Origin of the sequence: Sphingobacterium sp. UBA7625, assembly GCF_002484085.1 — a bacterium.
GTDB classification, from domain to species: Bacteria; Bacteroidota; Bacteroidia; order Sphingobacteriales; family Sphingobacteriaceae; genus Sphingobacterium; species Sphingobacterium athyrii.
Window position 1 is genome coordinate 1 of sequence record NZ_DLJD01000013.1, and the last position, 12,733, is coordinate 12,733.

At 38.6% G+C, this 12,733-nt stretch carries 13 protein-coding genes and 1 pseudogene; 9 read left to right on the top strand and 5 right to left on the bottom strand.

Annotated features, from left to right (window positions below; translation table 11 throughout):
- Positions 1-201 precede the first annotated feature (201 nt).
- Genes B4G94_RS04410 through B4G94_RS04420 form a run of 3 tightly spaced genes read left to right on the top strand, consistent with a single transcriptional unit; the run spans position 202 to position 3,464 of the window.
- Positions 202-711 carry a hypothetical protein gene (locus tag B4G94_RS04410; protein WP_286857355.1) on the top strand — a complete coding sequence of 170 codons (510 nt, stop codon included), beginning with the start codon at positions 202-204 and terminating at the stop codon, positions 709-711.
- Between the two features lie 36 nt (positions 712-747).
- Positions 748-1,752: a hypothetical protein gene (locus B4G94_RS04415; protein WP_286857358.1), complete on the top strand. Its 1,005-nt coding sequence runs from the start codon at positions 748-750 to the stop codon at positions 1,750-1,752.
- 26 nt (positions 1,753-1,778) lie between these two features.
- Positions 1,779-3,464, top strand: coding sequence for a tetratricopeptide repeat protein (locus B4G94_RS04420; protein ID WP_286857360.1), 1,686 nt, complete (start codon positions 1,779-1,781; stop codon positions 3,462-3,464).
- 242 nt (positions 3,465-3,706) lie between these two features.
- On the opposite strand, the gene B4G94_RS04425 is transcribed toward B4G94_RS04420, so the two are convergent.
- Positions 3,707-3,880 carry a hypothetical protein gene (locus B4G94_RS04425; protein WP_286857362.1) on the bottom strand — a complete coding sequence of 58 codons (174 nt, stop codon included), beginning with the start codon at positions 3,878-3,880 and terminating at the stop codon, positions 3,707-3,709.
- 206 nt (positions 3,881-4,086) lie between these two features.
- On the opposite strand from B4G94_RS04425, the gene B4G94_RS04430 reads away from it, so the two are divergent.
- The 3 genes from B4G94_RS04430 (at position 4,087) to B4G94_RS04440 (ending at position 6,173) form a co-directional block, all read left to right on the top strand.
- Positions 4,087-4,425 carry a hypothetical protein gene (locus B4G94_RS04430; protein ID WP_286857364.1) on the top strand — a complete coding sequence of 113 codons (339 nt, stop codon included), beginning with the start codon at positions 4,087-4,089 and terminating at the stop codon, positions 4,423-4,425.
- Positions 4,426-4,796: 371 nt separating this feature from the next.
- Positions 4,797-5,399, top strand: coding sequence for a hypothetical protein (locus B4G94_RS04435; protein WP_286857365.1), 603 nt, complete (start codon positions 4,797-4,799; stop codon positions 5,397-5,399).
- 15 nt (positions 5,400-5,414) lie between these two features.
- Positions 5,415-6,173 (top strand): leucine-rich repeat domain-containing protein, encoded by a 759-nt coding sequence (locus B4G94_RS04440; protein WP_286857368.1) that lies wholly within the window; start codon positions 5,415-5,417, stop codon positions 6,171-6,173.
- A 104-nt stretch (positions 6,174-6,277) separates the two neighbouring features.
- Here B4G94_RS04440 and B4G94_RS04445 read toward each other — a convergent pair whose 3' ends face one another.
- Entirely contained in the window at positions 6,278-6,805 is a 528-nt protein-coding gene (locus B4G94_RS04445; RefSeq protein ID WP_286857370.1) for an N-acetyltransferase, read from the bottom strand.
- Between the two features lie 230 nt (positions 6,806-7,035).
- Complete coding sequence (locus B4G94_RS04450) at positions 7,036-8,442, bottom strand: PLP-dependent aminotransferase family protein (RefSeq protein ID WP_286857371.1); 1,407 nt, start codon at positions 8,440-8,442, stop codon at positions 7,036-7,038.
- A 201-nt stretch (positions 8,443-8,643) separates the two neighbouring features.
- On the opposite strand from B4G94_RS04450, the pseudogene B4G94_RS04455 reads away from it, so the two are divergent.
- Positions 8,644-8,754, top strand: a pseudogene (locus tag B4G94_RS04455) (1-deoxy-D-xylulose-5-phosphate synthase N-terminal domain-containing protein); the annotation flags it as partial.
- A gap of 295 nt (positions 8,755-9,049) precedes the next feature.
- Here the strand turns inward: B4G94_RS04455 and B4G94_RS04460 are convergent.
- A complete protein-coding gene (locus B4G94_RS04460) occupies positions 9,050-9,880 on the bottom strand; it encodes an AraC family transcriptional regulator (protein ID WP_108633375.1) in 831 nt (276 codons plus the stop codon).
- A gap of 93 nt (positions 9,881-9,973) precedes the next feature.
- Between B4G94_RS04460 and B4G94_RS04465 the strand changes: the two genes are divergently transcribed.
- Both B4G94_RS04465 and B4G94_RS04470 read left to right on the top strand, forming a co-directional pair.
- On the top strand, positions 9,974-10,366 hold the full coding sequence (locus B4G94_RS04465) for a DoxX family membrane protein (RefSeq protein ID WP_286857373.1): 393 nt from the start codon (positions 9,974-9,976) through the stop codon (positions 10,364-10,366).
- A gap of 172 nt (positions 10,367-10,538) precedes the next feature.
- Entirely contained in the window at positions 10,539-11,327 is a 789-nt protein-coding gene (locus B4G94_RS04470) for a polysaccharide deacetylase family protein (protein WP_286857375.1), read from the top strand.
- Positions 11,328-11,560: 233 nt separating this feature from the next.
- On the opposite strand, the gene B4G94_RS04475 is transcribed toward B4G94_RS04470, so the two are convergent.
- Positions 11,561-12,625, bottom strand: coding sequence for an alkene reductase (locus B4G94_RS04475; RefSeq protein WP_286857376.1), 1,065 nt, complete (start codon positions 12,623-12,625; stop codon positions 11,561-11,563).
- Positions 12,626-12,733: the final 108 nt, after the last annotated feature.

Here is a 12,733-nt window from a genome sequence, read left to right on the forward strand (position 1 = left end):
AAATTTAAATGCGTTGACCCTGTACCCTCAGCATTTTGTTTTCCAATCCATAAATGAATATGCAGATATATCTACAAACGTTGACAAGAAATAATTAAAAACCCACACAAGCCAAATACATATTCAAACCTACCGATTACAAATCAATACGATCTAGTCTGTTATTGAATATTTAATCTTGTATAGTAAATTTAAAAAAACATGAAAATCTCTACACAATTCAAGCCTGTACTTCTGCTGTTCCTTGCCACTATATTATTTGTCAATGTATCCCATGCCCAACAATGGGAGCGAAATAGAATGAAGATTGAATTGTCATTACAAGATGGCAAAGAGACAACCATTTCAAAGCTAACGACGGTTTCTATCTCGTTCAATAAACCATCGACCATGACAACCAAAGACTCCGTGAATCAGCAAGTAGCCGATGACTACAATCCCTGTTATATCGTTATTACATTCGACCGGTTGGACATACCCTTATTACGTCTGTTTATGAAAAAAAACACAACCCTGAACGGTCAGATCACAGTAACGGATTCTTATGGTAAGCTTCCATCTCGAAAAATAGAACTGAAGTCAGTAGTGATGGACGGTATGAATGACAATTTTGTCAACGATGATGAGACCTCCTACATGAACCTTAGTTGCAAATCATTAATTATTGATGGTGTAATTCTAACAGGGTTAAATACGCGATCGTTAAAATAAAATCTCCTTAAGTAAAAAACATACTATAATAAAGGCATGAATACCTTAAAACAGAGCGAGCTAATAGCATTACTAGGTCTATCTTCCACCGATCCTAAAATAGTCCAGTTCTTCGAGCGTTATGCATTAGGGAAACTACCCAAAACCATAACAGCCAACCAAAGCACAAAAACTATCATCTATAAACCATTAAATATTTCATTTTGGTTTAAATACGACATAAAAAACGATCATTTTCAACCACCGATAAGCACAAGCAATGATAGCGGCAAGTTCGTAGCCTACTTATGCAGTATTATGTTCACCCATGTCGATCATTCGAGTAAACATCCCGATTCTAAACCAAAGGACTTTTGGGATGTACTGCCATTACCTGAAGCTCCGCATGAAGAAGTCGAACGATTGATGGGAAAACCAACGTACGAAAACGAGGTTGAAAAAGCGTATGCGATGTCCGAAGGAACGGAAAATATAATTACCATAAAATATACGCAAAGTAGTAAAGGAAATGCATTTTATAGCAGCTGGATCGCTATAAGGCAGCAGTCGGAGATTATCAGTAGAGATTTTTTTAATCGCAGCCATGAATTTGAAAACTTCCCTTTTTTAAGATTGGGACACACCGCTATTATCAAGTGGTTATTTGACAACCAACTTTTGTTGATTGATAAAGATTTATACAAAAAAGGTCTGAAACCTGATTCTGAAGAAATTTTAGATTTTGTGGAGCAACACCTAAATAACCATCTTTGGAAAAATCAATTAGCAGATGTCGAATATTTATCATCTTTCTTGTATAACATCACGACCAATAGAAAGCTGACTGATCCAGAAGGCAATCCCGTATCTTTCTATTTCCGTGACATCATTTTATCCGCTCTAAATAAAAAAGATGCATTTGAACGTCTAAGTGAGGAAAATTATGAGGTCGTGGACGGGTTTCTCAATGATATTGTATTCGACGAAGATCTTTACAAAAAGGTCTCTGGTCTATTGACACAAAAATTAAAGCTATTCCAGAGCTGGAAAACAATAGGATAAAAGTATTTATTTTTTCAATCCATCATATGAAACAACATATACAACAGCGGGCCGAAAAGGCATTATCTGAAGGAGATTATGCTACTGCATCCAAAATTTGGATTCAAGGCAATGCCTTGCCTCAGGATCCAACTATTGTAGAATCACTTTTCAAACAGATTTCAGCACTCGTTGAAGCATCCCCCAATCCGGATTTATATGCCATACTCGGTATTATAGCCCTTGATTACAATGAAGTGTTTGAAAGCGACAGGGAAAAAGCGCTTATCGAATGCGTACAATGGAGTAAGAAAGGCTTGGATATAGACCCTGACAACTACAACTGTAACCGGCACGCAGGATCGGCACTTTACTGGCTTAGAGATTGGGAGGCTGCAAAAAAATATTATAAAAAAGCGGCTGAGTTGGTTACCTCTCCTGTTTTACAAATCCGCTTATTCAACATGCAGAACCAACATAATCCCAACCCTGATTTTGCTACGCTGTCTATTGACATTTTTACAACATCGGGTATGGAGGCTTATAATTCCGGTGTTGAGATCAACTACCTATTGGGTAAATATACTGCTATACCAGCTCAGCAGGCACAACGACTCTCCACAATGAGATACCAATGCTATGAACATGCATATAAGCTCTACAAGGATGCCATTGTAGCGCAAAATGGTGATTTCATCAATTCTGACCCCCATACCTTTGCCATGTGCTGTAACAATCTCGCCAGTGAGCTCCGGTCTCGCCAAGAGCATCAAAATGCGATTGAAATTTGTTCCGAAGGTATAAATCAATCTTCCTTTATGATCATCCTACAAAATAGATTTGGAGCTTATTTGGATGCGGGGCTTTTGGAGTTCGCTATACAAGATGGTCAATGTCTAATCGAAGATTTTGGTGACCAAATGGATTTACTGACCTATTTCGCGACAATTGATACTATATGTGACTTACTTATGGAATTGAAAAACTATGAAGAGGCACTGGAGTGGATCAACCTAGGCCTGGAAATCTATTATGAGCTCGATCCCACCAATCCAATAAGCCAGGATCAAGAGCTGGTGCGCTGCTTTACAAACTTCTATATTTACAAAGCCGAGGTTGAAAGTGCCTTGGGTACACAAAGCCAGACTGAAGTCATTTCGGAAGAAACAGATCGATTATTAGAAAGCATGCCCGATAATCCAAGCTTGCTCATCAGCAGGGCCAATTCATTTATAGAGGAAGGCGATTACAGCAAAGCAATGGAATGTTATGGGTATGCACTAAATTTTGCGAAAGAAAAAAAACAGGACCGTTCTATACAGGTTGCATTATATAATATGGGTTATCTACAAGTTGCCTTTATGAAAAACAATGAAGCGGCCTGCGATAGTTTTGAGCGTAGTATATTCGCAGGAAATCAAGACTTCTGGTGTTACTATTGGGCGACACATTGTACATACCATTTGGGAGATAATGAAAAAACACTACATTATGGTGAGCAGGCGATACAGGTGCTAGCCCAGCAAGATAATGTATCTGATGATGTTATTGCTGAAATCCATGAACACATGGGCATAGCTTTTTTGGATCTGAAACGCTATGATGAATCAATTGAATGTCTTAAAAAATCCATCAGATATAATAATTTGCCAACGACAGTTGAAAACTTAAAAATCGCAGAAGCCAATAAAAACTCAACAAACGGTCTTTTAAGAAAATTATTTGGCAAGTAAAATAGTGCTTTCTAAACCGTAACAGCGTATTAAACAAAAAGCGCACTATGGGTGCGCTTTTTGTTACTTAGGGTCATTTTTACAGTAATTGTGCATATTCATTATAGATTTCCAAATCATCATCATACGCTATAGGGATGGCGCATTTAAATGAATAAATTGCAGTAGCAAAACATCGAGATGATCATTTCCGTTTGAGTTTAAAGGAAATAAACACCAAATTATCCGCTTGAGCCAAAATGCTATAATCCCCCCATCTTCTGTGCAAAAGATCCATCTTCGACAAGGACAGACCAACCCGGACAGCATCCCTCAGTAAGCTTTGCAATCAATCTGGATGAAAGAAATATTTTGGCTACAGTTTCTTCAGCAAAATCCCAAGTTACTTCGACAGGCGACCACATATTAAATGGCACCAGACTTTCTTTGACAAATTCAGCAGGATTTAAAAAGGGATTATTTTACTCTATTTGCAATTCAAGTTCACTCGGTGTGGCGAGACATGATATAACCACACATGCGCAATGATATTTTCACCTTCTTTCCAAAGGTAGGCGTAGCAGACCATTTTGATGTTATTTGAGAATATGATGATCACTAATATTATTAGTGATTTTATTTTATGAAACCACTTGAAGTTTATTGTAGAAATCGTGTGATGTACGTTCGTATGACCATAAATGATAAGAGTATGGGCATGCGGTATTATTATTTGTATAACAAAAACGGAAAGTCATTCTACATATTCAGGCGATCACAGGGTGAATGGGAATTAGCATACGGCGTACTGGTACAGGACATTAAGAAGGCCTGCATCGACGCTCTCATCCGTCGGTTTGATCACGATCCCCCAGAGCTATTCTACAGCAATGGCAAACGCAATGTTGTCCGTATAAGTGTAAAGAAAGATAGTATTTGGCATATTTATGTCAACAATTGCTATGTAGCATCTATCCAGTAGACCTGTTTGCAAAGAAATTTGAATATCACCTGGACGATGATACACCGCTGACGAAGGATCTTATCGAGAAATATATCGGAATGATCGAGTGCGGCGAAATTCAGTGGAAGAAAGGGCGATGAAAAATATAATATTCCACTACTTCATTGATGGAAAAGTGAATTAAAAGAGCTCCTCCCCTTAACGGGCAGAGGGAATCTACCATAGATTACGGATATTAGCGAGCAATTATAACTACTATAAGAAACTTAAAATCACCTTAACCGCAACTGATGGCACAACTTTTGAACTCAAAAAAAGAAGCCGAAGTTATTAATAAGCCATAAGTTCCACTAAATTTTAAATGCACAAAAAATTGAAACAATAAAAGTATGAAAACATTGCCAAAAATATTATCTATTAATTTGTTGCTTTTTTTATGTTGCAACATTGCTTATGCACAAAAAGCTCCCCAATGGGTTCTTCCCACTACGCCTTTTAATGAAGCAGAGACAGCAAGATTGATGGAAAGGGGAAGCGCTACCATAGAAGGTACCGCTACACTTAAGAAAAAGGGGAAAGATAATTTTGGGGTTAAAGGAAGCCAGATCCTACTATTTCCGGTAACACCCTATTTCACCGAGTTTCTGGAATTAAAGAAAAAATTTAATAGTCGTAAAAAGCAGGCTACAATGAGCCCTGTTGCATTTACTTATCGGATTGAAGGCAGATTTTTGGATGATAAAGGTACTTTTCAGTTTACCAACCTGAAACCTGGGAAATATTATGTCATTAGTTGGATAGCATTTGCCCGGCAAAAAACCGTTGCCGTGCAAACAGGAACGAGCACCTCCTATAATGTCTACGGATATGCTTTAGGATCTTCGCCAATTTATGAGGATTATCACTACGACGTTTTTATTGAGAATGAAGTAAGTGGATTTGTTGAAGTCAAAGAAGCTGGCGCAGTTGTAAATGTAACGGTGAGTAATTAAAAATTAGAGAAAATCATGAAAAAACATTGGTATTTATACATTATCATCGTTGGGATGTCGGTATCTTTCACTAGTCTAGCTCAAACTATAAAAATACCCGATCCGAATTTCAAAAAGCAATTGGTTACTGCGGGTATTGATCTTAATGGAGATCAAGAAATCCAGCTATCTGAAGCACAGAAAGTAACGAGGCTAAGCCTTGATAAAGCAGATATTAGTTCCTTGGTTGGCATTAAAAATTTTACTAATTTAAAAGAGCTGAGCTTTTGGAACAATCAGGTAAAAGTATTGGATTTAGAAGGCATGAAAAATCTGGAAGAGATATTTGGATACGATAACCAGATCCAAAGCGTCAACCTTAAGGGGCTGACAAACCTCCGGACTTTACACATTCACCAGAATAAAATTAGCACCATAGATTTAACAGGACTACAAAAGCTTGAAGAGATAAAAATGCTACAGAATGCAGTCAGCAAAGTGAACATTTCCAATCTTCCAAATCTTATACATATCGAGTTTCAGAAAAACATGCTCACAGAGTTTAATGTAACCGGATGCCCTGCAGTAAAGCTGATCAGGTTAGACGAGAATCAATTGTCGAAATTGGACTTTAGTAAATTTACTAATCTTGAAGAACTGTCTCTGACGAATAATCCGTTAGTTGATCTTAATGTGTATGGATTAAGAGAACTTAAACAGTTAGATTGCTCTTACACCCACCTATCAAATGTTAATATGAGCGGAACGGTGAGTTTAGATAAAATGGAGTGGTAATGACTTTTAGTTTTAGGGAGGAGTCATTAAACATATAATATCATTTTAGGCTTACTGTCAGTTGTTATAATATCAAATACATCAATTCGGAATTTACCGGCCCGTTATTTTTTTTCTGCATTATTCGACCGAACAAGGGAAACGGACGGCAGTTCCAATTCATCCAGCAGGTAGGCTTCTGGCTGTCTTACGAACCCATGATTTTCAAAAAAATCGATACATGGATTGGAGAAATACTCATTTATCCACACTCCGTCAAGATGTTTGCAGATAGACAAACATTTTTCAAAAAGTGCTTTTTTTATTTCTATTGCCGAATACTCTTTTAATATTGCAAAATCGGCTATGCGGATTGCACGCTTGTTTTCAAGTAAAACCGGCTTTTTACCTTTTGATGTAACCCTTGCATATCCGACAGGCTTCCGATCTGCATATACGACCAGCCATTGGCTTGACATGCTATTGAGTTCAGTAACAAGTGTTTTTTTATTGAAGTCCTGAGCAATATATGTGGCTAATATATCCGGCTCCAAAAGTCCAAGGAATTTTTCCTCAGCCAGCTTTTTGGTTAAAAATAATAGCACATCTATCCCCTCGTCTGAAGCGACTGTAAACCTTGTAATTATATTCATATCTTTTACTGTTTTACACAAATTTAGAACTCTTTTAAAAAGATACACAATACAGATATCTTAACTATAACCAGTACAGATGAGATTGTTTACGAATATGCTTTCTATACAATATTTGTCGATTTGTGAATTATGTAAAATAGGTTTGGGAAATAGAACGTACACTTGAGGAAATCAATAAATTACAACTTTATAGATGTTGACAAATTAGTTGGAATATAGATTAAGTCCTACCTGAGCCGCTGTCCTACAAGTTTGATGGCTTCAATCCGCTTTGGCGAAAAGCTGTCTGCGATAACTACCCTGAAATATTTGTCAAAAGTATCTGAAAAGGAAAAAGTGTATCCTGGCGTAAACCTTACCCCGATCTTTTCACACTGGCTATAAAAGTAACCCATGTCCGTTTCATCTGGCATTTTTACCCATAAATTATATCCTCCAGATGGTGTTGTAATGTAAGTTCTTTCAGGAAAATGCGTCGCTATTAAATTGATGGCAAAATATGTATTCTTCGCCAGTTGCATTCTAAATGCCCTCACATGGCGGTCATACGTACTACCGCTTAGCAGGCGGTTAACTGTTTCTTGATACAGCGGGGAAACGGTACTTCCCAAAGCAAATTTTATCTGCTCTGCACGCGCTATAAATTTGCCGGCGCTAAGCCATCCAAGCCTGATGCCGGGTGCCAGTGTTTTTGCATATGATGAATAGGACAATACCAGTCCGCTCTCATCGAACCTTTTAATGGTAGTTGGTCTGTGCCCCTGAAAATGTAGGTCACCATAAATATCGTTTTCAATGATCGCAACGTTGTATTGCAGGGCAATAGCCAACAGCATTATCTTCTGATCGTCTGTCAATATTATTCCTGTCGGATTATGGAAATTAGGCGTTACAATGATTGCTTTAACTGTATTTTTTTGACAAGCCTTTCTAAAGAAATCTGTGTCAAATCCATTCTTCGGGTCGATGGGAATTTCGATTACTTTTAGTTTTAAAACCCTTATTACCTCCAGTATCGAGAATACACAAGGACTCTCTACTGCTATAACATCTCCTGTATTGCAAACTGTGGCCAATGCAATATACAAAGCCTGCAAAGCGCCGTCTGTAACCATCAGTTCATTAAGATTGATGATTGTTTGATAAGAGGCAGCGCGCTTAACGATATTGTCCTTTAGCATAGGCAAACCGTCGGAAGGGTAATAACGCAACAGTCCCGCGCCCTGTTCTCTGATGACCTGTTGCATTGTACGCAGCAAAAGTTTTTGCGGAACCATCAAATCGCCGGGAGCTGCCACGTTAAACTCAGATATTTTTCTTCCCATTCTCAGAGAAGTTGTGAGCGCTAGATGATTTTTAAAAATAGCGTCCCTCACTATCGGACGGTGTTTGGTCCTCACGGGTTTATACCCTGTTTCAAGACTGTTGCTGACATAATAGCCGGATTTTGGCACGCTCTCTACCAATCCGTTTATCATAAGGTGTTCATAGCCATTCTGCACTGTGCTGATACTGATATGATATTGTTCCCTAATTTCCCGTACCGAAGGTAGTTTATGCCCCGGCTTGAAGATCCCCTCTCTGATATTCTTCTCGATTTTGGTCGTGAACACCTCAAATTTATATGTCTTCATCTGTACTGTCTGTTTGTATCAAATCTGTATCTGTATTGCAAATTTAATACTTTTAATTTTGAGAAAAATAATGAAAGAGCATTAAGTTATAATATCAATACGCCACAAGATTTATGATGTCTTCTTGTATCTTGCTTACCTGTTCTTTATGAAGAACTAAGGTCTTTCTTAATCGATCATGTCTGATTAAACGCTGGTCATTTTAGTCCAGGCTTTGGTGTTGTTGAGCTGAGTGTGGCCCTGCATTATGTCTTCAATACACCAGTTGACAATTGGAAAGTCGCCCCGGGCACCATAAGTTTTAAATCTTAGAAATTCTCCCCAAATTAATTTTCTTCCATCACCTGTTTTAAACCAATTCATTCGAAATCAAAAAAATTACAAGTGCATGTGAGGTTTGACAATTATTTAATGCGTTAAACATTAGAAACAATGAAATTGATCAAATTCATAATGATCGGAATCCGCTTATTGCTCCATGGTCCATAGTTTTTATTGGAAATAATAAGAAGCTCGCAATAGACATGCAACTAAAATATTAGAAAACCAAAATCCTAAATCGCAGCCTATTCACCAGGCCGGGGATTTCAAATCGAATTATAAATGCCTATTTTTTTTGCAGTCTTTTTCTAAAAGTTGTTGGACTTACCCCATATTCTCTGTGAAACATCTTGTTGAGGTGGCTGGTATCTGTAAATCCTAAGTCTAGCGCGATTTCGCTAATTCGCCTGTTTGTATGTATAAGTGCTGCTTCAATCATCTGCAGCCTGTAACTGCGGATATACTTTTGCAGACTTTCCCCCGTCTCTTTTTTAAAATACTCCCCCACATAGTTTGGCGACAAATGAAAATAGGAAGCTAGCTCTTCAATCTTTAGTGCCTCTGGCTGTTTGATATTTTGGTGTACATACCCAAGCATTGACAACGGATGAGCTGGTTGATAAGGATATGCTGTTTGGATGGATGCAATATTTCTTGCGGCGATGGAAATGATCGTGTTCAGCAACTGTTGAATAACTTCCTGATGATGGGGACCTCCATTTTGCTGCTCCCTTAACAGCGCCTCAGCCAAAGCTCTCACCATTGGCTTATCAGTAATCGTTTTAAGAATACAGCCGGGCAAATGGTCATGATTGTAAAAGATGTATTCAAGCTTCTGTACCCATTCTTTATGTTGAGTTTTTAAGTAACTTTCATTAAATCGAATAAAGAAGAAACTCGTTGTCAAGGCTATACGGAAGGAATGTGAATCCTGGGGGAAAATTAAAAAAAGCTTATCGCTATCATAGGGAAGCTCATGCTCATTGATAATCTGAACACCACTTCCTTCCAGGATAAAAACCATTTCGAAATAGGTGTTTTTATGAGGAACGGCAGTATACTCATTTAATGTGAGCAGCTCGATTTCAAATGGTCTGTGCAATGTTTTTAACCTCATCCTAGTTTTTTACCGATAATACCTCCAAATATACCGATTTCCGAGGGTAGATTGATGCAATTTTGAATTAGCAAATAAAATTAAAATAAGATAATGGATACAACAGTTTTCTTACTCCTTCGCCTGTGCATTGCCATCAGTATTTTTGGCCACGGTCTTGTACGGCTACCTAAATTAAACGCTTTCAGCCAATGGATGATCGCAAGTTTTGAAAAATCTTTTTTGCCAAAGGCTATAGTACTACCGTTCAGCTATGTGCTACCTGTGGCAGAATTCACAGTGGGTTTGTTTCTATTGATTGGTTTGTTTACAAAACCTGCACTAATCATGGGCGCGGGAATATTGCTGATCCTGCTTTTCGGTACAGCCATGATTGAGAACTGGGAAGCCCTGCCCTCCCAGTTACTGCACCTTGCTTTTTTTGCCCTACTGCTGCAATTTATTCAGAGCAACTCATGGGCTTTAGACAAACTTTTCAATCTATAATACCTTAATCCATGACCACAAGACGCACATTTATTAAGCAAGCCGGAGTCCTTGGTACGTTGAGTATATTGCCCTTTACAAATAGTCNNCTCCAGGTAACGTCCAAGAAAGCGCTCCAGTAAAACCTAGTTCCAGATGGTCAGACGGTTCACGTTTGATCGTCTCCATATCCATGCAGTTTGAATCTGGCGGACAGCCGGACAATGCTGAAAGCCCGTTTCCACAGAACATAGAAAAGGGATTTAAAGATCTTCCTGCCGAAACCTGGTACCAATACGGCTATAAGGAAGGTATTCCCAGAATGCTTGATAACTGGGACAGGCTCGGAATCAAAGTTACGTCGCACATGGTCGGTTCTGCCGTACTCAACAACCCACAATTGGCGAAAGAAATTGTCAAAAGAGGTCACGAAGCGGCAGCACATGGGATGAACTGGAGTAAACAGTATAATCTTCCTTACGAAGAGGAAAAGAAATTTATACAGGATGGCGTAGATGCCATTATGCAGTCAACCGGATTTCGTCCCGTGGGTTATAACGCCAACTGGTTGCGACGTGGCGAGAATACACTAAACATTCTACAGGAGTTGGGCTTCAGATATCATATTGATGATCTGAGCAGGGATGAACCTTTTATCATCAAAGTAAAAAACGAGGACTTTGCTGTAATACCTTATACCCTTCGCTGCAACGATATCCAATTGATTGCCGGCGAACATTACTCAACCGATCAATTTGTACGTCAGGTTAAAATGGAATTTGATCAGCTTTATCAAGAAGCTGAAACCAAGCGTAGACAACTGTCGATCAGTTTTCATGACAGAATCGGCGGAACGCCGCAAATGGTGAATGCTACTGAACAGATTATCCGTTATATGCAGCAGCACAAAGGCGTAAGCTTTAAACGGAAAGACGAAATTGCAGACCTAATCTTAAAAGACGAAACTGCGATAAGGGAATGATTGGCTTCTCAAATAAAAAATAAAAAAGCGCAAGAGGGTCAGCATCAATCGTTAAACCCTCTGCAATAACAATTATATAGCTAATTGAAAAGTCCCGTATGTATCTGTAAACTTTAAACAGTAAAGTTCCCTGACGATTGATAATTTGTGACGAGAATAAATACTGGTCGACTCGCTACGTAAACCGATGATCACAAGGACTGAAATCTCCATCAAACAGTAGTTACTCATACCTACTCCAATACCGGATAGTCTGTATAACCTTCTTGTCCAGTTGTGTAAAGGGTAGAAAAATCAACTTGATTAAGCGGTGCATTCATTTCTATGCGCTTTACATAGTCTGGATTTGACAAAAAAGCTCTTCCAAATGCAACAATATCGGCGAAGCCATTGGAAAGTGCAGCCTCCGCCGTTTCTGCTGTATAACCCGAACTTGCGATAATTGTATTTTCAAAGGAGGTACGAATAGCTTGCAATGTCTTTTCCTGGATATTAGGCGACATAACAAAATGAATATACAAAATACCGAGCTTATTTAATTCTTTAGCCAGATAAACATAAGTATCATGGACTTGTTCGGGATCATAGGGCTGAAGATTTCCCAAAGTTGAAAAGGGTGAAAACCGAATACCCGTTTTTTCTTTGCCGATAGCTGCAACAGTTTTTTTTGCAATTTCTAGTATAATCCTCGACCGATTTATCACGTCCCCACCGAATTTATCATTTCTGATATTGACATTTGGATTGAGGAATTGTTCCAGCAAATACCCATTGGCACTGTGGATTTCTACACCGTCAAAACCAGCTTTTATAGCATTTATAGCAGCCGTAGAAAAGCCTTCCACAACTTTTTCGATTTCAGTAATGGTAAGAGCGCTTGGAACAGAATGCTCCTGCTTACCCTTAGAATCTGTATAAATCTCTCCGACGGCTTTGATATCAGATGGGCCGACCAGCCGTGCTCCCGGAGGAAGGTTATCGATGTGCCCAATACGCCCTGTATGCATGAGTTGCAAAAAAATCTTGCTATTTTTACTATGCACCTGCTCGGTTACTTTACGCCATCCAGCAATTTGCTCTTCCGTAAAAATTCCTGGGATTCGGGGGTATCCGAGAGCATCGGGAACCGGAGCCGTCCCCTCAGTTATAATAAGTCCCGCCCCTGATCTTTGTTTGTAATAGGTTGCCATTAGATCATTTGGTATGTTATCGATCGCTCTGCTCCTAGTCATAGGTGCCATTACAATACGGTTTGTTAGTTGAAAACCGTTTTTAAAATAAGGTTTTAAAATATTCATTTTGATCATTTTATGTTAATGATACAAAGCTATAAGCTCGATCATAAGTAAAATAATCCTAAATGACTTAAAAATAGTCCTATCCGGCAGGGTCAACGCATTTAAATT

Coding starts and splice junctions, on each gene's coding strand:
- B4G94_RS04410 (WP_286857355.1), top strand. CDS start 202: ATGAAAATCTCTACACAATTCAAGCCTGTACTTCTGCTGTTCCTTGCC.
- B4G94_RS04415 (WP_286857358.1), top strand. CDS start 748: ATGAATACCTTAAAACAGAGCGAGCTAATAGCATTACTAGGTCTATCT.
- B4G94_RS04420 (WP_286857360.1), top strand. CDS start 1,779: ATGAAACAACATATACAACAGCGGGCCGAAAAGGCATTATCTGAAGGA.
- B4G94_RS04430 (WP_286857364.1), top strand. CDS start 4,087: ATGAAACCACTTGAAGTTTATTGTAGAAATCGTGTGATGTACGTTCGT.
- B4G94_RS04435 (WP_286857365.1), top strand. CDS start 4,797: ATGAAAACATTGCCAAAAATATTATCTATTAATTTGTTGCTTTTTTTA.
- B4G94_RS04440 (WP_286857368.1), top strand. CDS start 5,415: ATGAAAAAACATTGGTATTTATACATTATCATCGTTGGGATGTCGGTA.
- B4G94_RS04445 (WP_286857370.1), bottom strand. CDS start 6,805: ATGAATATAATTACAAGGTTTACAGTCGCTTCAGACGAGGGGATAGAT.
- B4G94_RS04450 (WP_286857371.1), bottom strand. CDS start 8,442: ATGAAGACATATAAATTTGAGGTGTTCACGACCAAAATCGAGAAGAAT.
- B4G94_RS04460 (WP_108633375.1), bottom strand. CDS start 9,880: ATGAGGTTAAAAACATTGCACAGACCATTTGAAATCGAGCTGCTCACA.
- B4G94_RS04465 (WP_286857373.1), top strand. CDS start 9,974: ATGGATACAACAGTTTTCTTACTCCTTCGCCTGTGCATTGCCATCAGT.
- B4G94_RS04470 (WP_286857375.1), top strand. CDS start 10,539: ATGCAGTTTGAATCTGGCGGACAGCCGGACAATGCTGAAAGCCCGTTT.
- B4G94_RS04475 (WP_286857376.1), bottom strand. CDS start 12,625: ATGAATATTTTAAAACCTTATTTTAAAAACGGTTTTCAACTAACAAAC.